Here is a 26,693-nt window from a genome sequence, read left to right on the forward strand (position 1 = left end):
CCTGTCAACGGACGAGCTCGGCCCGGCTCACATTCTCCAGTCCCCTTTAAGGGAAGAGAGATCATGGCTTGCGCTTCTCCTGCCAGGAGGCGAGCAGCTCGGCCTGGAGACCGAACATCTCCTTGTGCTCCTCGGGCTCGGCGTGGTCGTAGCCGAGCAGGTGCAGGATGCCGTGCGTGCACAGCAGCTCCAGCTCGTCCTGCGTCGAGTGGCCCGCCTTGGCGCCCTGGCGTTCGGCGACTGCGGGACACAGCACCACGTCGCCGAGCAGCGCCGGATCGGACTCCTCGTCGTCGGCGCCGCCGCCCGAGCCGGGCTGGCCGGGGCGCAGCTCGTCCATCGGGAAGGCCAGCACGTCGGTCGGCCCGGGCTCGCCCATCCACTTCTCGTGGAGCTCGCTCATCGCCGGCTCGTCCACCAGCAGCAGCGACAGCTCGGCCAGCGGATGCACGCGCATGCCGTCCAGGACGTGCCGGGCGAGGTCGACCAGGTCCTTCTCGCCGACCGGCACGCCCGACTCGTTCAACACCTCGATGCTCATCTAACGCCCCCGTTTGCGGGACGAGCCACGCCCCGCCGCCCCCTGCTTGATCTCCGACACCCGCGACTCGTCATAGCGGCTGTAGGCGTCCACGATGTCGGTCACCAGCTTGTGGCGGACGACGTCGTGGCTGTTCAGCCTGCAGAAGTGGATGTCGTCGATGCCCTCCAGGATGCCCTGGACCACGCGCAGCCCGCTGTCCTGCCCGTTCGGCAGGTCGACCTGGGTCACGTCGCCGGTCACCACGACCTTGGAGCCGAAGCCCAGGCGGGTGAGGAACATCTTCATCTGTTCCGGGGAGGTGTTCTGCGCCTCGTCCAGGATGATGAACGAGTCGTTCAGCGTGCGGCCGCGCATGTAGGCCAGCGGCGCGACCTCGATCGTGCCGGCGGCCATCAGGCGCGGGATCGAGTCGGGGTCGACCATGTCGTGCAGCGCGTCGTAGAGCGGCCGCAGGTAGGGGTCGATCTTCTCGTAGAGGGTGCCGGGCAGGAAGCCCAGCCGCTCCCCCGCCTCGACCGCGGGCCGGGTGAGGATGATCCGGTTGACCTTCTTGTCCTGGAGCGCCTTCACGGCCTTGGCCATGGCCAGGTAGGTCTTGCCGGTGCCGGCGGGGCCGATCCCGAACACGACCGTGTGCTTGTCGATCGCGTCGACGTAGCGCTTCTGGTTGAGGGTCTTGGGGCGGATCGTGCGGCCCCGGCTCGACAGCACGTCGAGGGTGAGCACCTCGGCCGGGCGCTCCTTGGTGTCGGTGCGAAGCATCGCCAGGCTGCGCTCCACCGCGTCCGGGGTGAGCTGGGTGCCGCCCTTCAGCAGGTCGATCAGCTCGGCGAAGAGGCGGGACACCAGCTCGGTCTCGGCCTCGGCGCCGGTCACGGTGATCTCGTTGCCGCGGACGTGGATGTCGCTGTGGAAGGCGCGTTCGATGACGTGGAGCAACTCATCCCGGGAGCCCAGCAGGCTCACCATCGAATGGTCGTCGGGCACCACGATCTTGACCTGGGAGGGCGAGGTGGTCCGGGCGCCCTGTCCCCGTTCAGTTGATTCGACCATCAGCCGGGCCTTGCGGCCTCTCCGACCTGCCTTCTGTCTGCTCCGGTTGTCCAGCGTCTGACTGATTCCATGATACTGGGGACCGGTGACATCCCGCGGCCCCATTTATTCGCGTGAGCGCGCGCGAACCGGCCGCCCCGGCCGGACGGCGCGTTCATTACGTGTGCGGAACCGTGCCACCCGAGCACGGTACGGCCCCTATCCGGGCGGCCAGTTGAGGCCACGTCCGCCCAGAACATGGGCGTGCACGTGGAAGACCGTCTGGCCCGCGCCGGAGCCGGTGTTGAACACGACCCGGTAGCCGCTGTCGGCGACCCCGTCGCCCTCCGCGACCGCGTGGGCCTCCCGGAGAACGGCCGCCAGAAGATCGGCGTCGGCCGCCGCCAGCTCGCCCACGTTCGGGTGGTGGTCCTTCGGAATGACCAGCACATGCGTCGGGGCCTGCGGATTGATGTCGCGGAACGCGAGCGTCCTGTCGGTCTCCCGGACGACCTTCGCGGGCACTTCCCCTGAAACGATCTTGCAGAACAGGCAGTCCGTCATCTGTCTCGTTCCCCTCCCGTTCCCCTCCACCGGCGGACCCGCGAATCCTATCGATGCCCAGTGGTGACGTAGATTGCACCACCCCTCGCCAGGTAAGGTTCGCTGATCAACCTGCGAGGGTTCGGCGGCATTTCCGCCGTTCTCTCGTTAAGGTTGCAACTCAGGCGTTCCCCCCGGGCCTGAAGCACTTGCGCCCTGTTGCTTCACCGGAGCGGGTTCGCCCATCCACGCCGTACCGAGGCGACCATCCGAAAGGGTGGCCGGGGGACGGCAAAGGCGGCGGATAGGTGACTGAGGCAAGACAGAACATGCCCTTTCGTAAACCCGACGATGAGGGTGCGCGTCCTACTGACGTGACCGAGACCCTCGTGGCCAGGGGCACTGTTGCCGGGGCCGTGGCCGTCGCCTGGGATGCCGACCAGGCGGTGACAGCCCTCTACAGCGCCAACTATCGCTCGCTCGTACGCCTTGCGGCCATGCTGGTGCGCGACGCGGGCACGGCCGAAGAGGTCGTCCAGGACGCGTTCGTCGCCATGCATGGCGGATGGCGGCGTCTGCGCGACCCGGACAAGGCCCTGTCCTACCTGCGCCAGTCGGTGGTCAACAGGTCACGGTCGGTGCTGCGACACCGCGCTGTGGTGGAGAAGTACGCCCCCAAGGGGCTTCCGGACGCGCCCAGCGCGGAGGCCGGGGCCATCGGCGAGCTCGAACGCTCGGCGGTGGTCAAGGCGCTGCACAAGCTCCCCAACCGGCAGCGCGAAGCGCTCGTGCTCCGGTACTACGCCGACCTGTCCGAAGCCGAGATCGCCCACGCCATGGGGATCAGCCGCGGCGCCGTGAAGAGTCACACGGCCCGGGGCATGGCAGCGCTACGCAATGTGTTGGAGCAGTTCTCATGACCACCGATCCCCACGAGGAGCACGGCGAGATCCTGCGCCGCGCCCTGAACGCGGAGGCGGACACGGTCATCCCATCCGTCGACGGCCTGGACCAGATCCGGGCCCGCATCGAGCAACGCCGGCAACGGCGTTTCGGATGGGCCTGGTTCACCGCCGGTTGGGCGCGTCCCATCCTGGCCGTCGGTGCCGCCGTCGCCATCGCCGGCGTCGGTGTCTCCGCCCCGCAGACGTTCAACCTGATCTCACCGGCCGGTAACAAGGGCCCGTCCGCCGACCAGCGGCACCAGCCCGGCGACGGCTCCACCGAGGGCGAGCAGGGCCGGCCCGGCGGCACCCAGGCCGGGTCGCCGCCCGGCGCCAGCCCGAGCGGCACCAACTCCTCGTCGGAGTCGCCGGTCACGATCAGCTCGTCTCCGTCGCCGTCCTGCACTCCCGCCCCCGCCAAGCACGGCGGCGGCTCGCCGTCCAAGACCACCACCGCGCCCTCGCCGGGCGCGACGGTCCCGGGCACCGCGGCCACGCCCTGCCCGTCGCCGTCGACGAGCACCACCCCGCCCACCACGCCGCCGACGTCGGAGAAGCCGACGGACAAGCCCACCGAGAACCCGGACCCGACCCCGTCGGTCACCCCGTCGGCGGCGTCCTCGGCCAGCTCCGAGACCAAGAGCGACACCGGCACCACCACGCCGTAACGGCACCTCTGCGCACACGGCGACGCCCCCCGCCGGTCCCGAGACCGGCGGGGGGCGTCGCCGTTGTCGTACGGGGCCTACCAGCGGCCGGTGGCGGCGAGCAGGACCGAGGCCGCGGCGACCCCGGCGGTCGAGGTCCGCAGGACCGTCGGGCCCAGCAGCACGGCCTGGGCTCCCGCCTCGGTGAAGCGGGCGATCTCCTCGTCGCTGATCCCGCCCTCGGGCCCCACCACGATGACGATCTCGCCGTTCGGCGGCGGCTTGATCGCGCTGAGCGGCGCGCTCGCCTCCTCGTGCAAGATCAACGGGCTGGAGGCGGCGGCGAGCCGTTCGGCCACCCGGGCGGTCGTGGCGAGGTCGGCGACCTCCGGCAGCCACGCCCGGCGGGCCTGCTTGGCGGCCTCCCGGGCGGTCGAACGCCAGCGGCCGAGCGACTTCTCGCGGCGTTCGGGCTTCCACTGCGTGACGCAGCGAGAGGCCGCCCAGGGCACGATCTCGTCCACCCCGACCTCCGTCATGGTCTCGACCGCCAACTCGCCCCTGTCGCCCTTCGGGAGCGCCTGAACGACCACCAGGCGCGGCTCGGGTCGTGGATGGGCGTGCCGTTCCCGGACCTCCAGCGTGAGCGAGGACTTGTCGGCGGTGATCACGGTGCACCCGGCCATCAGGCCCTGCCCGTCGGTCAGGTCGACGCGCTCGCCGGGGCGCAGCCGCCGCACGGTAGCGGCATGGCGGCCCTCAGGGCCGTCCAGCACGACGCGGTCGCCGCCCGCCAGCAGGTCGGGGTCGGCCAGGAACACCGGCGGGCTCATCTGATCTCCCGGAAAACGAGACCGCCGTGACCGGCGTGCTGCCGGTCACGGCGGGGGGTCGTCGCCGTAACGGCCCTGGTGGTAGGACCGCACCGCTTCTCTTCAGTGCTGGTTGAACACGTCCCGCAGGCGCGAGAACACCCCGCGCTGGCCCGGGGCGAACTTGCCGGGAGGACGCTCCTCGCCGCGCAGCTTGGCCAGGGTGCGCAGCAGCTCCTCCTGCTCCTCGTCGAGCTTGCCGGGCGTCTCCACGTTGACGTGGATGTTGAGGTCGCCGCGGCCGCTCTCGTTGAGGTGCCGTACGCCCCGGCCGTAGAGGGTGATGACCTGGCCGGACTGCGTGCCCGGCTTGATGTCGATCTCCTCGGCGCCGTCCAGGGTCTCGATCGTGACGCCGGTGCCGAGGGCGGCGGCCGTCATCGGGATCTCGACCGTGCAGTGCAGGTCGTCGGCCTCGCGGGCGAAGATCGCGTGCTGCTTCTCGACGATCTCCAGGAACAGGTCGCCGGGCGGGCCGCCGCCGGGGCCGACCTCGCCCTCGCCGGCCAGCTGGATGTGGATGCCGTTCTCCACGCCCGCCGGGATCTTGACCTTGACCGTACGGCGCGTACGGACCCGGCCGTCGCCCGAGCACTCCGGGCACGGCGTGCGGATCACCGAGCCGAACCCGCCGCACTGCGGGCACGGGCGCGCCGTCATCACCTGGCCGAGGAACGAGCGCTGCACCTGCTGCACCTCGCCGCGGCCGTGACAGGTCTCACACGTCTCGGGGTGAGTGCCGGGGGCACAGCCCGAGCCTGTGCAGCTGGTGCAGACGACCGCGGTGTCGATGGACAGCTCGCGGGTCGTGCCGAACGCCGTCTCCTGCAGGTCGAGCTCGACGCGCAGCGTGGCGTTGCGGCCGCGCCGGGCGCGGCTGCGCGGCCCGCGGGAGGTCGCGGTGCCGAAGAAGGCGTCCATGATGTCGCTGAAGGGGAACCCGGCACCGCCGAAGCCGCCCGCCCCCGCGCCGCCGCCGGGCGCGAACGGGTCCGCGCCCAGGTCGTACATCTCGCGCTTCTTGGGGTCGGAGAGCACCTCGTAGGCCTGGGTGATCTCCTTGAACTTCTCCTGCGTCTCCGGGTCGGGGTTGACGTCCGGGTGGAGTTCGCGCGCCAGGCGCCGGTAGGCCTTCTTGACCTCGTCCGCGCTCGCGTCGCGGCGAACCCCGAGGGTCGCGTAGTAGTCGTTGGCCACTTACGACCCCGCCAGGATCTGTCCCACGTAGCGTGCCACTGCCCGTACCGCTCCCATCGTGCTGGGGTAATCCATGCGTGTCGGCCCGAGCACTCCAAGCCGGGCCAGGGTCTGGTCGCCGACTCCGTAGTCGGCGGCGACGACGGAGGTGGACCGGAGCCCCTCGTCGGGGTTCTCGGTGCCGATCCGCACCGTAAGGGTAGAGGAATCACCGGTTTCGCCGAGCAGCCGCATCAGGACCACCTGCTCCTCCAGTGCCTCCAGGACATTGCGCAGGCTCGGCGAGAAGTCGACCGCGGCCAGGTTGGCCGCCCCCGCGAACACGATCTTCTCCTCGTGCCGCTCGACGAGCGTCTCGAGGAGGACCGACAGCACCGAGGCCGCCACCGGCCGGTCGTCCGCCGGGACCTGCTGCGGCAGTTCGGCCACCGCGACCGGCACCTCGCCGAGTCCGATCCCGTCGAGGCACGTGTTGAGCAACGCCCGCAGGTGGGCGATCGATTCCTCGGAGAGGTCGTTCTGGGTCTCGATGACCCGCTGCTCGACCCGGCCGGTGTTGGTGATCAGTACCAGCAGGAGCCTGCCGGAGGCCACCGGGACCAGCTCCACGTGGCGTACCGAGGAACGGGTGAGCGAGGGGTACTGCACCACCGCCACCTGGCGGGTCAGCTGGGCCAGGAGACGCACGGTGCGGCCGACCACGTCGTCGAGGTCGTAGGCGCCGTTCAGGAAGGTCTCGATCGCGCGGCGCTCGGCCCCCGACAGCGGCTTCACCGCCGACAGCCGGTCGACGAACAGCCGGTAGCCCTTGTCGGTCGGGATGCGGCCCGCGCTGGTGTGCGGCTGGGCGATGTAGCCCTGCTCCTCGAGCACGGCCATGTCGTTGCGGATCGTCGCCGAGGACACGCCGAGGTTGTGGCGGTCCACCAAGGCCTTGGAACCGACGGGCTCGTTGGTGGAGACGTAGTCCTCGACGATGGCGCGCAGCACCGCGAGCTTGCGGTCGTCGAGCACGTGATCACCTCCCCTTCGCCCCCGTGCTTGCGCTCCTCTGGCACTCAGCACAACTGAGTGCCAGTAAGTGTACGGCCCAGCGGGGACGCCTTGGAGGATGCCGGGGCGACCGACAGTCGTTAGAGTGCCGAGCCGTGCAGAGCAAGGACTATGGCGACGACGTTCTGGCGGGCGACTGGCGGCGGCCACGCAAGGGGCAGATCCCCGAGATCCCGGCGGAGATCGACCTGGTGGTCGAGGATCCCGACAGCGGCTTCTGCGGCGCGGTGATCGGCTGCGACAAGTTCGGGGTCACGCTGGAAGATCGTTTCGGCAAGCGCCGCGTCTTCCCGCTGACCAAGGCCGGTTTCCTGATCGACGGCAAGCCGGTGACCCTCGTCCGGCCCACGGCCGCGCCCAAGGGGCCCGCGCGCTCGGCGTCCGGGTCGATCACGGTGCAGGGCCTGCGGGCGCAGGTGGCCAAGGAGAGCCGGATCTACGTCGAGGGCCTCCACGACGCCGAGCTGGTGGAAAAGATCTGGGGCCATGACCTGCGGGTCGAGGGCGTCGTCGTGGAGTACCTGGAGGGCATCGACGACCTCCCCGCGATCGTCGAGGAGTTCGGGCCCGAGGAGGACCGCAGGCTCGGCGTGCTCGTCGACCACCTCGTACAGGGGTCCAAGGAGACCAGGATCGCCGCGCAGGTCTCCTCGCCGTACGTGTTGATCACCGGCCACCCCTACATCGACATCTGGGAGGCCGTGAAACCGGCCGCGGTGGGGATTTCCGCCTGGCCGCGCGTGCCGCGCGGCGTACCCTGGAAGGAGGGGGTGCTCGCCGCACTGGGCTGGGGGGACAACGTGGGCGCAGGATGGAAGCGGATCCTCGGATCGGTGTCCACTTACACCGATCTGGAACCGGAGCTCCTCGGACGCGTCGAAGAACTGATCGACTTCGTCACCGTCCCCTGACCTGACCCCCTGACCCTCGCCGCCGCCAGCGACCCGAAGAGGAGCACGCGATGACGTACGGTCCCCCTGAGCAGCCCGAGCACGGGCACGACCAGCCCGGCTACGGACAGCAGCCCGGGTACGGGCAGCAGCAACAGCCCGGCTATGGCCAGCAGCCTGGTTACGGACAGCAGCCCGGGTACGGGCAGGACTCCGGCTATGGGCAGCAGCCGGGCTATGGCCAGCAGCAGCCCGGGTACGGCCAGCAGCCCGGCTACGGGCAGCAACAGCAGTCCGGCTACGGCCAGGTCCCCGGTTACGGCCAGCAGCCCGGCTACGGCGGGCAGATGCAGCCGTACGCGCAGGGCTACGGCTACGTCGTGACCTCCGATGACCGGACCTGGGCGCTCATGGCCCACCTCGGCCAGTTCCTGCTCGGCTTCGTCGCGCCGCTGATCGTCTATCTGACCAAGAAGGACGAGTCGCCGTTCCTGCGGCACCACGGCGCGCAGGGCCTCAACTTCGCCATCACGCAGGTCGTCTACGTCTTCATCAACATCCTGCTGTGCTTCATCCTCATCGGGTTCCTGACGTTCTTCGCGCAGTTCATCGCGCAGATCGTCTTCTTGATCATGGCCGCGATGGCCGGGAACAGGGGCGAGTACTACCAGTTCCCGTCGTTCATGGCCTGGCCGATGATCAAGTGACCTGCCCGGACCTCTAGGGAGATCAGGTCAGGTCGCGGACCACGGCGTCGGCGAGCAGGCGGCCGCGCAGCGTCAGCACGGCGCGGCCGCGCTCGTACGGGCCCGCCTCGACCAGCCCGTCGTCGATCATGCGCCGTACCGCCGCGTCGTCCAGCAGCTCGGCGGGGCAGCCCGCGGCCAGCCGCAGCTCCAGCATGATCCGTTCGATGTGCCGGTCCTCGGCGGTGAGGATCTCGCGGGCGTGCGCCGGCGTGGTCCCCTCGGCGAGGCGGGCGGCGTACGCGGCCGGGTGCTTGACGTTCCACCAGCGGGTGCCGCCGACGTGGCTGTGCGCGCCCGGCCCGACGCCCCACCAGTCGGCGCCGGTCCAGTAGAGCTCGTTGTGGCGGCAGGCGGCCTCCGGGCTCACGGCCCAGTTGGAGATCTCGTACCAGTTCAGGCCGTGCCCGCTCAGCAGCTCGTCGGCCAGCAGGTAGCGGTCGGCCATCGCGTCGTCGTCGGGCGTGGCCAGCTCGCCCCGCCGCACCTGGGCCGCCAGCCGCGTCCCGTCCTCGACGATCAGCGCGTACGCCGAGACGTGGTCGGGCCCGGCGGCGAGCGCGGCCTCGAGCGAGGCCCGCCAGTCGTCGTCGCTCTCCCCCGGCGTGCCGTAGATCAGGTCGAGGTTGACGTGCGCGAACCCGGCCTCGCGCGCCCAGGCTGCCACCTGCGGGACCCGGCCAGGGGTGTGGGTGCGCTCCAGCACGCGCAGGACGTGCTCGCGGGCGCTCTGCATGCCGAACGAGACGCGCGTGAAGCCGGCGGCGCGCAGCTTGCCGAGGTAGGCCTCGTCGACGGACTCGGGGTTGGCCTCGGTGGTCACCTCGGCGCCCTCGGCCAGGCCGAACTCGGCGTCGATGGCGGCCAGGATCCTGCCGAGGTCATCCGGCGGGAGCAGCGTCGGCGTCCCGCCGCCCACGAACACCGTCTCGACCGGCAGGTCGGCATCGCCGAGGACGCGGCGGGCCATCGCGACCTCGCGTACGGCGGTGTCGGCGTAGGAGTCGCGGCTCGCGCCGGGGCCGAGCTCGGTGGCGGTGTAGGTGTTGAAGTCGCAGTAGCCGCAGCGCGTCACGCAGAACGGCACGTGCACGTAGAACGCGAACGGCCGTTGCCCCAGGCCCTCCAGGGCGCTGTGCGGCAGCGCGCCGTCGGCGGGTACGGGGTCACCATCGGGAAGCGTCGCGGGCACGTTTCAAGTCTGCCCTGTCCCGGGGGCTGCCCCGACCTTCCGCGGGCTCAGATGATCTTGATGAGGAGCGCCTTGAGCTCCTCCAGGCCCTCGCCCGTCAGGCGTTCGGCCACCTCGGCGTGGATGCGGTCGGTGATCTCGCGGGCCCTCGCCAGGACCGCACGGCCCTCCGCGGTGAGGCGCAGGACGTGCTCGCGCCGGTCGTCGGGCTTGCGGTCGCGTTCGATGAAGCCCTCGTGGTGGAGGGTGTGGACGGCGCCCACGACGGCGGGGCTGCTCACCGCCATCTCCCTGGCCACCTGCTGCTGCGAGCACGGCTCCAGGGCGGCGATGATCGCCAGCACGCCGAAGTCGCGGGGATCGATGCCGAGCACGCGCATCTCCGCCAGGCCCCGCTCGCGGAGCTGGAGGTGGGTGGCCGCCAGCAGGTAGCCGGTCCGGCCCGCGAACCGTTCGGGCGGCTCGGCGGAGTCGGGGAGCAACCGGGTCAGCAGCTCGACGAGGCGTTGATGCTCGGCGGGCGTGAGCGCCGAGACCAGCTCCGCCTCGCCGTGCACCGCCGCCTTTCCCATCTCGGCGAGCGCCTCGGTCGCCGCAGGAAGGGGGGTCACCCGGTAGGAGCGCCGGTCGTCGGGGTCGCGCTCGCGGCTGACCAGCCCGCCGCGCTCCATGCCGTCGATCAGCTTGACCATGATCGTCCGGTTGACGCCGAGGACCTCGCCGAGCTTCCGCTGGGAGATCGGGCCGCGTTCGCTCAGCACCGAGAGCACCCCGAGCTCGCGCGGCACCCGCCCGTCCGGCATCGCCGCCCGGCCACAGGCGCTGGCCCGCTTGAACGCGCGCGACAGCAGGTAGCCGAGGTAGTCGGCGAGCGCGGAGGCCGGCGGGGCCACGGGCGGGGTGAAGTCGTCGTCGTCATCGGTCGTCACGGTGCGCACAGGGTACCAAAGCAGATTGATCGATAAAGACGTTGATGATTAAGCATGTTGACGATTAAGCCCGGTGACTTTACGGTGAGGGCATCTTCTTCGAAAGGGTTCTCAGATGGCCCGCAAGTGGTGGACTCTCATCGCGGTCGTCGTGGGCGTGTTCATGCTGTTGCTGGACGTGACGATCGTTAACGTCGCCCTTCCCGACATCCAGAAATCGTTCGACGCCTCGCTGTCGGACCTGCAGTGGGTGCTGGACGCCTACGCCCTGGCCCTGGCGGCCGGGCTGCTCACCGCCGGCTCGCTCGCCGACCGCTACGGCCGCCGGGCGCTCTTCGTCGTCGGCACCGTGATCTTCACGACCGGGTCGCTGCTGTGCGGCCTGGCGACCGGCCCGATGTTCCTCAACCTGGCCCGCGGCGGCCAGGGCATCGGCGGCGCGATCATGTTCGCGACCTCGCTCGCGCTGCTCACCGACGCGTTCCGCGGCAAGGACCGCGGCGTCGCGTTCGGCGTCTTCGGCGCCGTCACCGGCATCGCGGTCGCGGTCGGCCCGGTGCTCGGCGGCCTCATCACCAGCGGCCTGTCGTGGCGCTGGATCTTCCTGGTCAACATCCCGATCGGCGTCGCCGCCGTCGCGGTCACGCTGCTGCGGGTGAACGAGTCGCGCGACCCCGACGCCGCCCGGCTCGACTGGGCCGGCCTGGTGACCTTCACCGGCGGGCTCGCCGCCCTCGTCTACGGGCTGATCTCCAGCGCGGACGGCTGGGGCGAGACCAAGGTGGTCGTCAGCCTGGCGTTCGCGGCCCTGCTGCTGGTGGCGTTCGGCGTCGTGGAGGCGGTGCAGCGGAGGCCGATGCTGGACCTGTCGCTGTTCCGCAAGCCCACGTTCAGCGGCGGTCTGATCGCGGCGTTCGCCATCTCGGCGTCGCTGTTCTCGCTGCTCACCTACGTCGTGCTCTACCTGCAGAACCAGCTCGGCTTCTCGGCGCTGGACACCGGCCTGCGCACGCTCTTCCTGACCGGCGCGATCTTCCTCACCGCCGGGATCGCCGGGCGCCTCACCACCGTCGTCCCGGTGCGCGTGATGATCTCGGCGGGCTTCGTGCTGATCGGCACCGGCCTGCTGCTCATGCACGGCGTCACCACCACGTCCGGGTGGACGCACCTGATCCCGGGCCTGATCCTGGCCGGTGTCGGCGCCGGGCTGGTGAACGTGCCGCTCGCCTCCACCGCCGTCGGCGTCGTCGAGCCCGCCCGCGCCGGGATGGCGTCCGGCATCAACGCCACCCTGCGGCAGGTCGGCATCGCCACCGGCATCGCGACGCTCGGCTCGCTGTTCAGCGCGCAGATCCGCGACACCGTCACCGACCGGCTGCGGCAGTCGCCGCTCGCACCCCAGGCCCACCAGATCGCCGACGGCATCGGCGGGGGCGCCTTCGGCGGCGGGTCCGGCGGTGCGGGCGGCCCCGGCGGTGAGCAGGGCCGCCGGATCATCGGCTCGGCGGCGCGGGCCGGGTTCGTCGACGGCCTGAACGAGATCCTGCTCGTCGGCGCGGGCATCGCCCTGGTCGCCGCCGTCACCTCGCTGCTGCTGATCCGCGGCCGCGACTTCGTCGAGGAGCCCGACGCCGACTCGCCTCCCGCGTCCGGCACCGCGTCCGGCACCGAGTCCGGCACCGCGCCGAACGGCGCAGGCGCGCCGGGCGCTTCGGGCACTCCCCAGCCGTCCCATTCGTGAGCGGAGAAACGACCATGACCGAGATCGACTTCACGCCCATGCTCGCGGCGCACGACGCGTTCCGCCGCGACCTCGACCGGCTGGTGGCCGCCGCCGAGGCCGGCCTCGGCGGCCACCCGACCGTACGGTCGGGCTGGCAGACCTTCCAGGAACAGCTCGACATCCACCACAAGGCCGAGGACGAGGCGCTGTGGCCGCGGATGCGCACCCGCCTGGCCGACCGTCCCACCGACCTCGCGCTGCTGGACGCCATGGAGGCCGAGCACGCCTGCGTCGACCCGCTGCTCGACGCCGTCGACTCGGCGCTCGGCACCCCGGGACCCGCGCTGAGCGAGGCGGCGGAGAAGCTGTCGGCGGCGCTGCGCGAGCACCTGGAGCACGAGGAACGCGACACGCTCGCGTTGATCACCGAGGAGGAGTGGAAGGCGTTCAGCTCGCACGTCCGCAAGACCCAAGGGCTGAGCGGCGCGGCCGAGTTCTTCCCCTGGCTCATGGACGACGCCACCCCGACCGGCAGGCGCGGCGCCTTTCTGGCCTCGCTGCCGCTCCCGGCCCGGTTGGTCTTCAAGCTGCGGTGGCAGCCCCGCTACTCAAGGGCTCACCGCTGGGCCGCCCTGACCATGGCCACCTCCGCCTGACCCGGTCGGCCGAAAATTCGAGGCCGCGCCCTTCCATCTCCCTGGGCGCGGCCTCGTTCTGTTTTCGGGTCTGGTCTAGGCGTCGCGGAGCTTGGCCCTTAGCCAGGAAGGGATGTGCTCGTCGGACCTCGGGAAGCGTTCCAGGTCCAGGGCATAGGCGGACGGGGTGAGCGGCGGCGTGAACTCGGGCTCCCCGTCGTAGTCGAACTCTGCGCTGAAGCGGCCGGAGCGTTCGACCTCCAGGCGCGCGGTGAACCAGGCGCCCTTGCCGCGCTGGTACATGACGCGGCGCAGCTCGTCCATCTTCCCGACGGCCTGGCCGGGCGGCAGCGCGGTCCGCGCCGACCCGTCGGCGTTCACGACCTCCAGCGAGGCGCTGTCGATCCCGATGGTCGCGCGGAACTCGAACCCGAGCCGTTCCCAGCCCGCGGGCGCGGCCGAACGCAGCGCGCGGACCGCGCCGTTCACCGCCTCCCGTTCCTTGGGCGTGCGCAGAACCTGCTCGGAGTGGGTCACCGTACGAACCTCCCGAACCTCGGCGCCACCGCATCCGACCGTACCGACATATCGGCCCAGGCCAAGCAACCCCGCCGTGTCGCGCGCAACAGCCGCCCGGTTCGCGGGGGACGATCTAGGACGTTCACGTCCGATCGGGGCGGCGAGGCGCCGACCGGATCCGGCCGCGTCCGGATAGGGTCGGCGGGTGCGCAACGAGGGTGCGAAGGTGTTCGGACGGCTGCCCGTCCGTGTTCTCCTGCGCGGCGGCCCGGACGGCTGGCACTACGTCGTCGTCGACAAGGAGGGCGGCGAGGAGCGCACCGACCTCCGCGTCCCCGGCTCGGCCTGGCACAAGGGAGACCCCGAGCCCGCGTGGTGGGGCCGTCGCCTGACCGAGACGGCCGAGGGACTGCGCGACCGTCTCGGCCGGGCGCTGACCGACCGGACGTTCGACGAGCTCGGGCTCGAGGCCGACATCTCCTGGTTCGCGGTCGAGGAACCGCTGGAGTGGGAGGGCCTGGTCACGCTGCGGGACGCCGACCCGGCGCGGTTCCCCGGCGAGGTCGCCCCGTACGTCGTCGCCCTGGAGCCCGGTCGCGGCGCGATCCTGCCCGAGGCGCACCTGCTCTTCTCCACCCTCGCCACCGACGCCTGGTCGACGCTGAGGACGGTCGCCGACGAGTGCGGCACCCCGGCGCCGCGCGCCTCGTTCCTCTGCGGCTGGGCGGATCACCGCAGCGTCCGCGTGGGCCGCGGCCTCCTGGCCCTGTCGACGTCGCGGCGTTCGGACGGCTCGGAACGCCTCGCGGAGATCTATGGGGAACGTTCTCCCGGCTGGGGCGGCAACCCCGAGCTGCGCTTCCGCCTGGACGGCATCGACCTGCTCGACGAGCCTGCCGCCGACGTCATCGCGCTGTTCCGCGACCTCGGCCACGCGCCCGTCCACCGGGGACGCACCTGGCACCTGTCCACAATCGGACTGACCCTCTACGAGCCGGAGAACCCTTACGGCTCGTTCACCGGCGTGGCCCTCCGCCCGACCTGTTGAGAATCAACCGTCCCGTCCCCCTGGCGGACACTGTTCTTTATCCAGCCGCAATCTGGCGTCTCTAGCTTCCCCGATCATGAGACGTCAGATCTCGATTCCCCTCGCCGCCCTCGCCGGCATCCCCCTCATCGCCTCCCCCGCGCTCGCCTCCCCCGCGCTCGCCTCCCCCGCGCTCGCCTCCCCCGCGCTCGCCTCCCCCGCGCTCGCCTCCCCCGCGCTCGCCTCACCCGCCTCGGGGTCGACGATCAACGTCGACCGCGGCGGTCACGCCCGCACCGTGAAGTTCACCGCGCGGCACGACGGCGAGGCGTTCATCCATTTCAAGGCCTCCGCGCCCGGGGTCTCCTGGGCCACCCCGTTCAAGGAGTCGGCGATCGTCTCCATCTCCGTGGACGGCCGCCGCGTCACCGACCTCCTGGTCCCGACGTCCTCCCCCATCGACCGCAGCCTCGCCCTCGGCTCGGTCCGCCGCGGCAAGCACAAGGTGACCTTCACGTTCACCCGCGGCAACGTCGCCCGCGTGAAGCTCGCCCGCACCCGCGTCACCGAGTCCAACGACCCCGCCATGCGCTATGCCCCCATCGTGGTCGGCCGCTCCCTGCCCGACCCGAACCAGAACGCCTACACCGACGCGCCCCTCATCGCCTGGCACGAGACGCTGCCCGCCACCACCCCGGGCCACAAGTTCTACGAGTACTCGGTCGTGTGGAGCAACGAGGACGGCGGCACCGACACCCCCGCCCTCATGGCCCGCTGGGGCCGCACCACCGACATCGAGTGGATCTACCGCGTCGAGGTGGACGCCAAGGGCAGGCGCGTCGACAGCGGCGTCTACCAGGCCGCCAACCACCAGACCCTGAAGTTCAGCGGCAAGTACCAGGGCACGCACCCGATCCTGCAGACCTGCACGCTGAACAACAACATGTGCGACCAGGTCGGCAACGAGTCGCTGCGCTTCTTCCTGGACAGCACGCCGGGCAAGCCGGCCGACCGCGCCCGCGAGGTCGTCATGGACCGCCAGCCCTGGACGTACCAGATCATGGCCCAGGAGATGATCCGCGAGGGCAAGATCGAGAACCCCTCCTCGCCCGCCACCGAGGCCGTCGGCGACCAGCGCACCTACCTGTTCATCGAGTTCGCCAAGACGACCGGCGCCCCCACCGGAACCGGCTCCGGCCCCGGCGTCGCCCTCGGCATCAAGCTGAAGAACGACGCCACCCTCTACCGGTCCGACCACGACCAACCCACCTGGTCGATCGAACGCGACATCCCCGCCGCCACCACCGTCGAGCTCCCCGCCGGCAAGACCACCGCCGACATCGAGAGCATCACGGCCATCCGCCGGCCCCTCGGAACCGGCGACAACGGGGCCCCCTCCACCGTCACCTCGATCAACCGGGGCTTCTTCCTCGACAAGAACTACCTGCCCACCCCCTCCACCCTCACGTGGCAGGGATCGGTGACCCTCACCCCCCAATCCCCCACCGCCGTTCTCTGGCACTCCTGAAACCAGCCGGGCGACGGGAACCATGGAACTCCCGGGGCGTCGAAGGAGTCGTACACTTCAACAACGCGCACCCGAGAGGACACAAGCCATGGCCTACGGGCCTCCCCCGTCGCCCGGCCAGCCTCCACAGCAACCGGGCGGACCCTGGCAACAGCCGCAGCAGCAGGGCAACTGGCAGCAGCCCCCGCAGCAAGGCAACTGGCAGCAGCCTCCGTCGCAACAGCAGTCCTGGCAGCAGCCGCCGCAGGCCCCTGACGCCTCCTGGCAACAGCCGCAGCAGGGCCGCAACACGGCGCAGATGCCGGGGAGCTTCGGCCCGGTGAGCCACGACGACACGACCTGGGCGCTCATGGCCTACCTGGGCCAGTTCGTCGTAGGCGCCATCGCCCCGGCCGTGGTCTACCTCGGCAAGGCCCGTTCCCCCTTCGTGCGCAAGCACGCCGCGCAGGGCCTCAACATGGGCATCGCCGCCATAGGCGTCTGGCTGGTGGGCGCGCTCCTCATGATGGCCATCGACGCCATCGTCTGGGTCCCCCTGGCCTTCACCGCGGTCAGCCTCTTCTACCTGGTGTACGCCGCGCGAGCCGCCAACCGGGGCGAGTTCCGCAAGGTCCCCACCCCCGTAGCCTGGCCCATCATCAAGTAACCGCACGCAAGACGACGGCCCCGGCGCGCGAGCGCCGGGGCCGTCGTGTAGTGCTCAGGTGTCCTCTGTGGGGACGCCGGGGCCGGGGAGGATGGTCATGGTGCCGGGCTCGCCGGGCGGCTGGTCGAGGCGGACGACGCGGCCGGGGTAGGCGCGTTCGGCGATGGCCACGTCGCGTTCGTCCCACTCGCCGTAGAAGACGGGGCACCCGTCCCAGAGCTCGACCTTCTCGGCGCCGGTCGGCCAGCGGTGGCCGAACGCGTCGATCAGGATCGGGTCCTCGCAGTGGGGCAGGTCGGGGCCGGTGCGGGTGGCGTTGTCCATGATCCCTCTCCTCGGGGCGGCGCGGCGGGGCAGGCGGTCGAAGATCTGGTCCGGCGCGAGCTCGATCGGGAACGGGCTGCTCAGCGTGCACGAGCGGCCCCAGGTGACGCGGGCTTCCTCGGCGTAGCGGCCGTCGTCGCTCAGCTCGAAGACCTGGACCTCGGGCTCGTCGCCCTTGAGGTCGACCACCCAGTAGGAGGGGACCTCGTAGCGCTCGTACATGTCCTTCTTGGCGCCGAGGTCGACCTCGCGCGAGGCCTCGGTGGTCACCTCGACGGCGAGGAGGGGTGCCCCGGTGTCCCGGTCGACGATCAGGTCGGGGCTGAGCCAGGTGTCGTTGGCCAGAACGGCGCCGGCGCCGGTGGCGGGCATGGTGTCCAGCGGGCCCGCGAGCCCGATCGGGACCACCAGGTCAGAGACGAGAACCTGATGCAGCAACGTGTGGGTCACAACGCCCAGTGTCCTCGCGGGGACTCGGCGTGACCACCGTTTTGCGATATCTAAACTTAATCTGGAACGAGCTACTTCTTCGGTCTACTTCTTCGGCTTCGGTCTACTTCTTCGGCTTCTCGGCAGACGACTCGCCCGTGGAGAGGGCCGCGACGAAGGCCTCCTGGGGTACGTCGACCCGCCCGATGGTCTTCATGCGCTTCTTGCCCTCCTTCTGCTTCTCCAGGAGCTTGCGCTTACGGGAGATGTCGCCGCCGTAGCACTTGGCCAGCACGTCCTTGCGGATGGCGCGGATGTTCTCGCGGGCGATGATGCGGGCGCCGATCGCGGCCTGGATGGGCACCTCGTACTGCTGCCGCGGGATGAGCTCCTTGAGCTTGGCCGTCATCATCAGGCCGTACTCGCGCGCCTTGTCCTTGTGAACGATCTGGCTGAACGCGTCGACGGACTCGCCCTGCAGGAGGATGTCGACCTTGACCAGGTCGGACTCCTGCTCGCCGCTGGGCTCGTAGTCGAGCGAGGCGTACCCGCGCGTGCGGGACTTCAGCTGGTCGAAGAAGTCGAAGATGATCTCGGCGAGCGGGAGGGTGTAGCGGATCTCGACGCGATCCTCGGAGAGGTAGTCCATGCCGTGCAGCACGCCGCGGCGGCCCTGGCAGAGCTCCATGATCGCGCCGATGTGGTCGGACGGGGAGAGCAGCGTCGCCTTCACCACCGGCTCGTACACGTTGCCGATCTTGCCCTCGGGGAACTCGCTGGGGTTGGTGACGATGTGCTCGGTGCCGTCCTCCATCACCACGCGGTAGACCACGTTCGGCGCCGTCGAGATCAGCGAGAGGTCGAACTCGCGCTCCAGCCGTTCCCGAACGATCTCCATGTGCAGCAGGCCGAGGAAGCCGCACCGGAAGCCGAAGCCGAGCGCCGCCGAGGTCTCCGGCTCGTACACCAGCGCCGCGTCGTTCAGCCGCAGCTTGTCGAGCGCGTCGCGCAGGTCCGGGTACTGGTCGCCGTCGACCGGGTAGAGGCCCGAGAACACCATGGGCTTCGGGTCCTGGTAGCCGCCGAGCGGCTCGGGCATCGGCGGCGAGGCGCTGGTCACGGTGTCGCCGACGCGGGCCTGGCGGACGTCCTTCACGCCGGTGATCAGGTAGCCGACCTCGCCGACGCCCAGGCCGTTCACGGGCTTCGGCTCCGGGGAGATCACGCCGACCTCGAGCGTCTCGTGCGCCGCGCCGGTCGACATCATCACGGTCTTCTCGCGGCGGTCCAGCCGGCCGTCCACGATCCGGACGTAGGTGACGACGCCGCGGTAGGTGTCGTACACCGAGTCGAAGATCAGCGCGCGCGCCGGGGCGTCGGGGTCGCCGACCGGCGCCGGCACGGTCTCGACGATGTTGTTCAGCAGCTCGGTGACGCCCTCGCCGGTCTTGCCGGACACGCGCAGCACGTCGGACGGCTCACAGCCGATGATCCCGGCGATCTCGTCGGCGTACTTGTCGGGTTGGGCGGCGGGCAGGTCGATCTTGTTGAGGACCGGGATGATGTGCAGGTCCGCCTCGAGCGCCAGGTAGAGGTTGGCCAGCGTCTGCGCCTCGATGCCCTGCGCCGCGTCCACCAGCAGCACCGCGCCCTCGCAGGCGGCCAGCGAACGGGAGACCTCGTAGGAGAAGTCCACGTGACCCGGCGTGTCGATCAGGTTGAGCACGAAGTCGGTGCCGTCCGGACCGGTCCACGGCAGCCGTACGGCCTGGCTCTTGATCGTGATGCCGCGCTCGCGCTCGATGTCCATGCGATCGAGGTACTGCGCGCGCATCTGGCGCGCGTCGACCACACCGGTCAGCTGCAACATGCGGTCGGCGAGCGTCGACTTGCCATGGTCGATGTGCGCGATGATGCAGAAGTTCCGGATGATCGCGGGGTCGGTCTTGTTGGGCTCAGGCGCAGGCACCGGGGTCCGTTCGCAAACTCACTGGGACATGGATGTGGCAGATCTTGCCGTATTCCATAGTCCCACGTCCCGCGCCGTGCTCGGTCCCCTAGTCTTGTGATGCAGCCCCCTGCTCCGAGTCCCCTGCCCGCTGGTTTTGGGCAGTGCGGTGGAATTGGTAAGCTGTGCGACTGCGTGTGGCGTTGCGTCGTGCCGTGGGGCACCGCGGCTCGCCGCCCGCTCGCGAAGCGGGCGAACGCAACCCATGTAACCAACGACTTTCAAGCTGAGGCTCTTCGACGTGGCGAACATCAAGTCCCAGATCAAGCGGAACAAGCAGAACGAGAAGGCTCGTCTGCGCAACAAGGCCGTCAAGTCCGAGCTGAAGACGGCCATCCGCAAGTTCCGCGAGGCCGCCGAGGCCGGCAACGTCGACGACGCGGTCGCGGCCCAGCGCCACGCGGCCAAGAAGCTCGACGTGGCCGTCAGCAAGGGCGTCATCCACAAGAACCAGGCCGCCAACCGCAAGTCGGCGATCGCCAAGCAGGCCGCCGCCCTCCAGGCCAAGTAAGACCGCAGGCGTTTCACGAACGCCGTGCTCCCTCAGGGGGCGCGGCGTTTTCGTGCTTCCAAAAACCAGGTGCCCCCGCCCAAGATCAACCCGTACCGTGGCAGCACGATGACCATTGACGACCGCAGAACGGTCAGGATCTCCAAGTACCTGGCCAAGCATCTGCGCCACGAACCCGAACGCATCGGGCTCACCCTCGACTCCGCCGGCTGGACCTCGGTCGCCGCCCTGCTCGCCGCCGCCGAACGCCACGGCTTCCCGTTCACCCGCGCCGAGCTCGACCACGTGGTGGTGAGCAACGACAAGCGGCGGTACGCCTTCGACGAGACCGGCGAGCGCATCCGTGCCAGCCAGGGCCACTCGATCAAGGTCGACCTGGACCTCCCCGTGCAGCCACCGCCGCCCGTCCTCTTCCACGGAACGGTCGGCCGCTTCCTGGACTCGATCCGGTCCGAGGGCCTGCGGCCCATGAACCGCCACGACGTCCACCTCTCCCCCGACCGCGAGACCGCCGACCGCGTCGGCACCCGCCGCGGCAAGCCCGTCATCCTCGTGATCGACGCCGCCCGGATGGCCGCCGACGGCCACGAGTTCCGCGTCAGCGCCAACGGCGTCTGGCTCGTGAACGCCGTTCCCCCGGCCTATCTCACGTTCCCCTAGACCTCCGCCCCCGCCACCGACGATCATTGCGATCATGCACTTCGAGATCACCGTGGAGATCAAGGCATCGGCCGAGACCGTCTGGAACGTCCTGACCGACGTGGAGACCTGGCCGCAGATGACCGACTCCATCGAGAAGGTCGAGATCCAGGGCTCCGGCCCGTTCGGCAAGGGCAGCACCGCCCGCGTGAAGCAGCCCCGCCTCCCCGCCGCCGAGTGGACCGTCACCGACTTCGAGACCGGCAAGAACTTCACCTGGGCCTCCAAGAGCCCCGGCGTCACCACCACCGCCGGCCACGTCCTCACCGAGCAGCCCGGCGGCACCGTCACCGTCCGCCACATCCTCGACCAAACCGGCCCCCTGGCCCCCCTAACGGCCCTCCTCCTGGGCCGCCTCTCCCGCCGCTACGTAGAAATGGAAGCCCAAGGCCTAAAACGCAAATCCGAATCCGCCTAACCCTCGCCACACAGCCCAGCACCCGCACAGCCCGACGAACGCACAGACCCCCGCGCGCAGTTCGCCGCAGCGACGCACGGCGCAGCAGCCCGCGTGCAGCCTCAACGCACGAACCGACGCCGCTCACGCAGACCAGCGCTCAGGCGGACCGGCGCACAGGCGACGCAGCGCTCGAACGGACCGGCGCGCGGACGAAGCAGCGCACGGGCGGACCAGCACTCGGGCGACGCAGCGCACAGACGAAGCAGCACTCGGATGGACCGGCGCACGGGCGGACCGGCGCACAGGCGACGCAACGCACAGGCGAACCGGCGCACGGGCGAACCGGCGCACAGGCGACGCAACGCCCGGACGGACCGGCGCGCGGACGAAGCAGCGCACGGGCGGACCAGCACTCGGGCGAAGCAGCGCACAGGCGAAGCAGCACTCGGATGGACCGGCGCTCGGGCCGAGCGGCACTCGGGGTTGCGTGGGCGGCGGGGGCTATCTGCCTCGGGCGGCGACGATTTCGGAGACGGCCTTTTCCAGGGCGTAGGCGGCGTCGGCGGCGCCGCCCTTGACCTGCTCGTCGGCCGCGGCGACCGTACGGAGGGCCTGGGCCACACCGTCACCGGACCAGCCGCGCAGCTGGCGCTGGACGCGGTCGATCTTCCAGGGTGGCATGCCCAGGTCCTTGGCGAGGGATGCGCCCCGGGCGCCGCGCGGTGCGCCGCCGACCTTGGCGAGCCCCCGTACGCCCTGGGCCAGGGCGCTCACGATCAAGACAGGCGCCACGCCAGTCGCCAGGGCCCAGCGCAGCTGCTCCAAAGCATCGGCGAGCTGCCCCTCGATCGCCTTGTCCGCCACCGTGAAGCCCGACACCTCGGCCCGGCCCCGGTAGTAGCGCGCGACCGCGGCGTCGTCGATCTTGCCGCCGGTGTCGGCGACCAGCTGGCTGCACGCCCCGGCCAGCTCGCGCAGGTCGTTCCCCACCGCGTCGAGCAGGTTCCGGGCGCCGTCGGCGGAGATCTTGCCGCCGTGCCGCCGGATCTCGGCGCGGACGAAGTCGATCCGCTCCCCCATCTTGGTGACCTTGGGGCATGTGACCTTGCGCGCGCCGGCCTTGGTCAGCCCGTCCACCAGCGCCTTGCCCTTGGCCCCACCGTGGTGAACGGCGACCAGCGCGACGTCGGGCGCCGGGTCCTTGGCGTACTTGAGCAGCTCGGCGGTCAGGTCCTTGCCCAGATCCTGCGCGGACCGCAGCACCAGAACCTTGCCGCCGCCGAACAGTGACGGCGAGGTCAGCTCGGCCAGCCTCCCCGATTCCAGGCCAGTGATCTCGGTGACCTCGGTATCCGGGTCGTCCACCCGAGCCGAGGCGACGACCTCGCCGATCGCGCGCTCCGCGAGCAGCTCTTCTTCACCGATGATCAGCGTGATGGGGTCCGCAGGCACCCATGCAGCATGCCACGCCCCCACCCCTCCCCGCGCCGCGACCGCACGGGTCAAACCCAACACCACGGCCAGAACGCAAAGGCCCGGTCCAGAACGTGAAGACCCTGGCCGAACCACGACCGCAAGACAAGCCCCGACCACGCGGGCAGGACCACGACCGTGGGCCAGGACGTGAAAGCGCACGCCAGCCCGCGACAGGGGTCAGGACGTGGAAGCCGGGCCAGGACATGATGGCCCCGACCGGATCACGCGAGCCGGACTACGACCGCGCGAGCCAGAACGCGAAGGCACGGACCGGGACATGATGCCCGGGCCGGACCGCCACCACGCGAGCCACGACGTGTAGTCGCGCGCCAGAACGTGATGGCCCAGGCCGGAACACGACCGCGAGCCGTGCCACAACTGCGGGCCAGGACGTAAAGGCGCACGCCAGCACGCGACAGGGCGAGCCAGGGCGTAGAGGCCCGGGCCAGGACGTGATGACCCTGGCCGGACCGATCACGACCCCGCGAGCCAGGACGTGCAGGCGCGTGCCAGCAGGCGACCGCGAGGGCCAGGACACGGCGGTGTGGATCAGATGCGGCCACGCCCATCGGGAGGCGACGGCGTGGGTCAGGGCGTGGTGGCTGGGGTTGGGACGCCGATGTCGAGGAGGGCGGTGACCAAGCGCCTCAGGTCGGCTGGGTCGTCGGTGGGGACCGTGCCCGGTGTGGTGATCAGCGAGGCGATGATGCGGTAGCCCCATTCGACCAGTTGGCGGGCGTCGACCTCCGGGAACTGCCGGTCGGTGATGGCCCTCGCGATGCGCGGTACGAAGAAGCCGTTCGCGCGGGCCAGGAAGATCCTCGCCCGGGTCGTGAACCATGGAACGACCAGCTCAGGGTCGTCACGCAGCCCCTTCTGCAGGAGGGCGTGCTCCCTGGCGTACCCGACGATGAAGACGACCGTCTCGATGAAGCGCTCGCGCAGCGGTCCCGGTTGCGTCAGAACGGGCTCGGTCGCGGCGAAGAAGCGCGTGACCTCGCGGTGCAGCAGCGCCTCGACGATCGCGGTCTGGTCCCCGACGTACTTGTAAACGGTCGGACGCGACAGGCCGGCCCGTTCGGCGATCACGGCGTGCAGGCGCGCGGTGTACCCCGACTCCAGGAGGCACTGTTCGGCGGCGTCGAGGACCCGCTCGCGGATCCCTTCGTCACTCGACACGGGTGAGCTCCCTCGGCTGATGAACGGTGACCTGGACCACACCCGGAGTGCATCACCCGAGGCCACCGCTTACGAACGCGACGCGAACGTAAATTCTAGCCTTGACCTCCGCACCCCGGGCCCTTTACGTTCAGCCCAGAAACGTAAATCCCCACGTCGGAGGGGGCTGGCATGGCCCGCACTCAGAAGATCGTCGACCGCGAGGCCTCGGCCGAACGGCTGCTGAACGGTTCGGTCAAGCGCTCGTACGACCCGGTCGTCGACATCGACTGGGACGCGCCGCTCGACCCCGACAAGTACTTCCTGCCGCCCAAGCTCATCTCCCTCTACGGAACGCCGATGTGGGACGGCATGACCCGCGCGCAAAGGATCGAGCTGTCGCGCCAGGAGATGGCCAACATCATGAGCGTCGGGATCTGGTTCGAGAACATCCTCAACCAGGCCCTGCTCCGCCGGATCTTCGAGCAGGACCCGACGTCCAGGCACGTTCAGTACGCCCTCACCGAGATGGGCGACGAGTGCCGGCACATGCTGATGTTCGCCAAGCTCATCGACGCCGTCGGCGCCCGCCCGTTCCGCCAGGACCCCGTCCGCCACCGCGTCGCCAAGAACCTCCCGTTCCTCTTCCGCGGCAACATGCTGTGGGTCGCCGCGCTGATCGGCGAGGAGATCTTCGACGCGCTCCAGCGGCAGATGATGAGCGACCCCGAACTCCAGCCGATCGTTCACCAGGCGATGCGCATCCACGTCGCCGAAGAGGCCCGCCACATCCGCTACGCCCGCGAGAGCATCGTCCGCCGCCTGCGCCACGCGAACCGCGCCGAGAAGGAGATCGTCGGCCGCCTGCTGGGGCTCGGCGGCCCCGTTCTGGCGCACCAGTTCGTCAACCGCGAGATGTACGAGCGCGCCGGCCTGGACGCCGCCGAGGCCGTACGCCAGGCCAAGGCCAACCCGCACCACAAGGCCGCCAAGCAACTGGGCTTCGCCAAGCTGCTGGCCTTCTTCGACGAGAACGACCTGATGCGAGGCCGTTCCAAGTCCCTCTGGCGAGCGACGGGCTTCGTAGCGTGACCAACTCACCCACCCCCACCAACCACCCCGTCCCGCAACCTGGCCCCGCGCAAGACATCGTCGGCGTGCCGCTTCCAGCCGCGGGAGGCTCCGCGCCTCGCGCAGCCGACGACGGCGCGTCCGGCCCAGCCGACAGACCGACGCGCTCCAGCCACGGGCCGTCATCCGGCGGGCGGCGGCGTCATTCCGTGGTCATCGTCGGGGCGGGCTTCGGCGGGCTGTGCATGGCGATCCGGCTCAAGCAGGCGGGGGTCGAGGACTTCGTCGTGCTGGAGAAGGCGGACGACGTCGGCGGCACGTGGCGGGAGAACACCTATCCCGGCTGCGGGTGCGACGTCATGTCGCTCATGTACTCCTACTCGTTCGCCCCCAACCGCAAGTGGACGCGCATGTACGCGCGCCAGCAGGAGATCCTCGACTACATACGCCGGACCGTGGACGACTACGACGTCCGCTCCCACATCCGCTTCGGCAGCGAGGCCACCGGCTACGAGTTCGACGAGGCCACCGACGAGTGGGAGATCCAGACCTCCCAAGGCCCCTACCGGGCGCGCATCGTCGTGGCAGGCCCCGGCCCGCTCCACGTCCCGCACGTCCCCGAGTTCCCCGGCCTCCCCATTTTCGACGGAACGATCTTCCACTCGGCCGAGTGGGACCACTCGTACGACCTCACCGGCAAACGCGTCGCGGTGATCGGCACCGGCGCGTCCGCGGTCCAGTTCGTACCGCGGATCGCCAAGACCGCCGCGCACGTCGAGGTCTTCCAGCGCACCCCGCACTGGCTGATCCCCAAGCTCGACCGCCGCCTCAGCGCTCCCGAACGCTGGCTGTTCCGGAACGTGCCGGGCGTGCAGAAGGCCTACCGCTACGCGATCTACTGGAGTCACGAGAGCTCGATCGTGGCGTTCATGAACCCTCGCTGGATGAAGGGCCTTGAGCTGCTCGCCCGCAACCAGCTCGAACGCCAGGTCAAGGACCCCGAGCTACGCCGCCGCCTCACGCCCGACTACACCATCGGCTGCAAGCGCATCCTGATCTCCAGCGACTTCTACCCGGCTCTCCAACGCCCCAACGTCGACCTCATCACCTCCCCCATTGAAGCCGTCACCACCGACAAAATCCGTACCACCGACGGCCAGGACCACGCCGTCGACGCCATGGTCATGGCCACCGGTTTCGAGATCGGCGACCGTTTCGCAGACGAACACCTCGTGGGCCGCGGTGGCCTGCGCATCCAGGACGCCTGGCAGAACGGCATGGAGGCCCACCTGGGCGTGGCCGTCCATGGCTTCCCCAACTTCTTCCTCCTGATGGGCCCCAACTCCGGCGGCGGCAACCAGTCGATCGTCTTCGTCATCGAGGCCCAGGTCCGCTACATCCTCGGCTGCCTGCGCATGATGGAACGCTCCGGTGCCACCCGCATCGAGGTCCGCCGCAGCGTCCAGCGCGCCTTCAACCAGTGGGTCCACCGCCGCCTCGCCGGCTCCGTCTGGAACGCCGGCGGCTGCGACAGCTGGTACCTGGACGACCAGGGCGTCAACCGCGCCGCCTGGCCCGGCTCGAGCGCCTCGTACTGGCGCCGCATGCGCACCCCCGACCATCACGAGTACGACCTGACCAACGCCTCCTCCCGTACCGACGAGGACACCTACCGGGGCCCGGCGACCCTCATCACCCCCGACGAGGAGCTCCCCATCGAGGTCCACCTGTCCGGCCACCTGCAGCCCATCGACGGCAGCTTCCGCTGGTACGGCCGCATCACCGCCGATGACAAGCTGGCCGCCCTCTCCACTAACCAGATCCACCTCCGCATAGCCGATGGCCCCGCAACCCCCGCCCGCCTCACCGAGCAAGACCCCTGGGGCAACACCCGAGTAACCGGAACCGGCCCACCTCCCTACGCCCCCGCCTAACAGCCCGACATGTTGT

27 protein-coding genes are annotated in these 26,693 nt (G+C 70.2%); 14 read left to right on the top strand and 13 right to left on the bottom strand.

Annotated features, from left to right (window positions below):
- Positions 1-61 precede the first annotated feature (61 nt).
- The 3 genes from ybeY to J4573_RS05595 all read right to left on the bottom strand — a co-directional run bounded on the left by ybeY (position 62) and on the right by J4573_RS05595 (position 2,140).
- Positions 62-541 carry an rRNA maturation RNase YbeY gene (gene ybeY / locus J4573_RS05585; RefSeq protein ID WP_208254146.1) on the bottom strand — a complete coding sequence of 160 codons (480 nt, stop codon included), beginning with the start codon at positions 539-541 and terminating at the stop codon, positions 62-64.
- On the bottom strand, positions 542-1,597 hold the full coding sequence (locus J4573_RS05590) for a PhoH family protein (protein ID WP_208254147.1): 1,056 nt from the start codon (positions 1,595-1,597) through the stop codon (positions 542-544).
- 198 nt (positions 1,598-1,795) lie between these two features.
- Entirely contained in the window at positions 1,796-2,140 is a 345-nt protein-coding gene (locus J4573_RS05595; protein WP_208254148.1) for a histidine triad nucleotide-binding protein, read from the bottom strand.
- 353 nt (positions 2,141-2,493) lie between these two features.
- Here J4573_RS05595 and J4573_RS05600 point away from each other — a divergent pair, with 353 nt between their 5' ends.
- Entirely contained in the window at positions 2,494-3,039 is a 546-nt protein-coding gene (locus J4573_RS05600) for a SigE family RNA polymerase sigma factor (protein ID WP_307796507.1), read from the top strand.
- Positions 3,036-3,731: a hypothetical protein gene (locus J4573_RS05605; protein ID WP_208254149.1), complete on the top strand. Its 696-nt coding sequence runs from the start codon at positions 3,036-3,038 to the stop codon at positions 3,729-3,731. The genes J4573_RS05600 and J4573_RS05605 overlap by 4 nt, the downstream gene beginning before the upstream one ends.
- Before the next feature lie 77 nt (positions 3,732-3,808).
- Here the strand turns inward: J4573_RS05605 and J4573_RS05610 are convergent, their stop codons facing one another.
- The 3 genes from J4573_RS05610 to hrcA form a co-directional block, all read right to left on the bottom strand.
- Positions 3,809-4,543: a 16S rRNA (uracil(1498)-N(3))-methyltransferase gene (locus tag J4573_RS05610; protein ID WP_208254150.1), complete on the bottom strand. Its 735-nt coding sequence runs from the start codon at positions 4,541-4,543 to the stop codon at positions 3,809-3,811.
- 102 nt (positions 4,544-4,645) lie between these two features.
- Positions 4,646-5,779 carry a molecular chaperone DnaJ gene (gene dnaJ / locus J4573_RS05615; RefSeq protein WP_208254151.1) on the bottom strand — a complete coding sequence of 378 codons (1,134 nt, stop codon included), beginning with the start codon at positions 5,777-5,779 and terminating at the stop codon, positions 4,646-4,648.
- Positions 5,780-6,793 (bottom strand): heat-inducible transcriptional repressor HrcA, encoded by a 1,014-nt coding sequence (gene hrcA, locus J4573_RS05620; protein WP_208254152.1) that lies wholly within the window; start codon positions 6,791-6,793, stop codon positions 5,780-5,782.
- A gap of 134 nt (positions 6,794-6,927) precedes the next feature.
- On the opposite strand from hrcA, the gene J4573_RS05625 reads away from it, so the two are divergent.
- Entirely contained in the window at positions 6,928-7,743 is an 816-nt protein-coding gene (locus J4573_RS05625; protein ID WP_208254153.1) for a DUF3097 domain-containing protein, read from the top strand.
- Between the two features lie 50 nt (positions 7,744-7,793).
- Complete coding sequence (locus J4573_RS05630) at positions 7,794-8,429, top strand: DUF4870 domain-containing protein (protein WP_208254154.1); 636 nt, start codon at positions 7,794-7,796, stop codon at positions 8,427-8,429.
- Positions 8,430-8,451: 22 nt separating this feature from the next.
- Here the strand turns inward: J4573_RS05630 and hemW are convergent, their stop codons facing one another.
- On the bottom strand, positions 8,452-9,660 hold the full coding sequence (gene hemW, locus J4573_RS05635; protein WP_208254155.1) for a radical SAM family heme chaperone HemW: 1,209 nt from the start codon (positions 9,658-9,660) through the stop codon (positions 8,452-8,454).
- A 47-nt stretch (positions 9,661-9,707) separates the two neighbouring features.
- Positions 9,708-10,589 carry a MarR family winged helix-turn-helix transcriptional regulator gene (locus J4573_RS05640; protein ID WP_208254156.1) on the bottom strand — a complete coding sequence of 294 codons (882 nt, stop codon included), beginning with the start codon at positions 10,587-10,589 and terminating at the stop codon, positions 9,708-9,710.
- 115 nt (positions 10,590-10,704) lie between these two features.
- Between J4573_RS05640 and J4573_RS05645 the strand changes: the two genes are divergently transcribed.
- Both J4573_RS05645 and J4573_RS05650 read left to right on the top strand, forming a co-directional pair.
- Positions 10,705-12,330, top strand: coding sequence for an MFS transporter (locus J4573_RS05645; RefSeq protein ID WP_208254157.1), 1,626 nt, complete (start codon positions 10,705-10,707; stop codon positions 12,328-12,330).
- Positions 12,331-12,344: 14 nt separating this feature from the next.
- A complete protein-coding gene (locus J4573_RS05650) occupies positions 12,345-12,968 on the top strand; it encodes a hemerythrin domain-containing protein (RefSeq protein WP_208254158.1) in 624 nt (207 codons plus the stop codon).
- A gap of 75 nt (positions 12,969-13,043) precedes the next feature.
- Here J4573_RS05650 and J4573_RS05655 read toward each other — a convergent pair whose 3' ends face one another.
- Positions 13,044-13,484 (bottom strand): antitoxin YezG family protein, encoded by a 441-nt coding sequence (locus tag J4573_RS05655; protein WP_208254159.1) that lies wholly within the window; start codon positions 13,482-13,484, stop codon positions 13,044-13,046.
- 187 nt (positions 13,485-13,671) lie between these two features.
- On the opposite strand from J4573_RS05655, the gene J4573_RS05660 reads away from it, so the two are divergent.
- The 3 genes from J4573_RS05660 to J4573_RS05670 all read left to right on the top strand — a co-directional run bounded on the left by J4573_RS05660 (position 13,672) and on the right by J4573_RS05670 (position 16,667).
- Positions 13,672-14,514, top strand: a complete 843-nt coding sequence (locus tag J4573_RS05660) for a hypothetical protein (RefSeq protein ID WP_208254160.1) — start codon at positions 13,672-13,674, stop codon at positions 14,512-14,514.
- 76 nt (positions 14,515-14,590) lie between these two features.
- Positions 14,591-16,021 carry a hypothetical protein gene (locus J4573_RS05665; protein ID WP_208254161.1) on the top strand — a complete coding sequence of 477 codons (1,431 nt, stop codon included), beginning with the start codon at positions 14,591-14,593 and terminating at the stop codon, positions 16,019-16,021.
- A gap of 88 nt (positions 16,022-16,109) precedes the next feature.
- A complete protein-coding gene (locus tag J4573_RS05670; RefSeq protein WP_208254162.1) occupies positions 16,110-16,667 on the top strand; it encodes a DUF4870 domain-containing protein in 558 nt (185 codons plus the stop codon).
- 54 nt (positions 16,668-16,721) lie between these two features.
- Here J4573_RS05670 and J4573_RS05675 read toward each other — a convergent pair whose 3' ends face one another.
- Positions 16,722-17,441, bottom strand: a complete 720-nt coding sequence (locus J4573_RS05675; protein WP_208254163.1) for a Uma2 family endonuclease — start codon at positions 17,439-17,441, stop codon at positions 16,722-16,724.
- A gap of 103 nt (positions 17,442-17,544) precedes the next feature.
- Positions 17,545-19,389, bottom strand: a complete 1,845-nt coding sequence (gene lepA / locus J4573_RS05680) for a translation elongation factor 4 (protein WP_208254164.1) — start codon at positions 19,387-19,389, stop codon at positions 17,545-17,547.
- Positions 19,390-19,669: 280 nt separating this feature from the next.
- Here lepA and rpsT point away from each other — a divergent pair, with 280 nt between their 5' ends.
- From rpsT to J4573_RS05695, 3 genes are all read left to right on the top strand, one after another.
- Positions 19,670-19,939: a 30S ribosomal protein S20 gene (gene rpsT / locus J4573_RS05685; protein ID WP_208254165.1), complete on the top strand. Its 270-nt coding sequence runs from the start codon at positions 19,670-19,672 to the stop codon at positions 19,937-19,939.
- 108 nt (positions 19,940-20,047) lie between these two features.
- A complete protein-coding gene (locus J4573_RS05690; RefSeq protein WP_243772489.1) occupies positions 20,048-20,599 on the top strand; it encodes an RNA 2'-phosphotransferase in 552 nt (183 codons plus the stop codon).
- 34 nt (positions 20,600-20,633) lie between these two features.
- Positions 20,634-21,056 carry an SRPBCC family protein gene (locus J4573_RS05695; RefSeq protein WP_208254166.1) on the top strand — a complete coding sequence of 141 codons (423 nt, stop codon included), beginning with the start codon at positions 20,634-20,636 and terminating at the stop codon, positions 21,054-21,056.
- Positions 21,057-21,539: 483 nt separating this feature from the next.
- Here the strand turns inward: J4573_RS05695 and holA are convergent, their stop codons facing one another.
- Positions 21,540-22,490 (bottom strand): DNA polymerase III subunit delta, encoded by a 951-nt coding sequence (gene holA, locus J4573_RS05700; protein ID WP_208254167.1) that lies wholly within the window; start codon positions 22,488-22,490, stop codon positions 21,540-21,542.
- 612 nt (positions 22,491-23,102) lie between these two features.
- Complete coding sequence (locus tag J4573_RS05705; RefSeq protein WP_208254168.1) at positions 23,103-23,693, bottom strand: TetR/AcrR family transcriptional regulator; 591 nt, start codon at positions 23,691-23,693, stop codon at positions 23,103-23,105.
- 171 nt (positions 23,694-23,864) lie between these two features.
- On the opposite strand from J4573_RS05705, the gene J4573_RS05710 reads away from it, so the two are divergent.
- Positions 23,865-24,764 (top strand): AurF N-oxygenase family protein, encoded by a 900-nt coding sequence (locus J4573_RS05710; RefSeq protein ID WP_208254169.1) that lies wholly within the window; start codon positions 23,865-23,867, stop codon positions 24,762-24,764.
- A 188-nt stretch (positions 24,765-24,952) separates the two neighbouring features.
- The gene (locus J4573_RS05715) at positions 24,953-26,677 is read left to right on the top strand and encodes a DUF4873 domain-containing protein (RefSeq protein ID WP_307796508.1); all 1,725 of its coding nucleotides are present in this window, start codon (positions 24,953-24,955) and stop codon (positions 26,675-26,677) included.
- The last annotated feature ends 16 nt before the right edge of the window (positions 26,678-26,693 follow it).

The organism is Actinomadura barringtoniae (assembly GCF_017573505.1).
Taxonomy (GTDB): Bacteria; Actinomycetota; Actinomycetes; order Streptosporangiales; family Streptosporangiaceae; genus Spirillospora; species Spirillospora barringtoniae.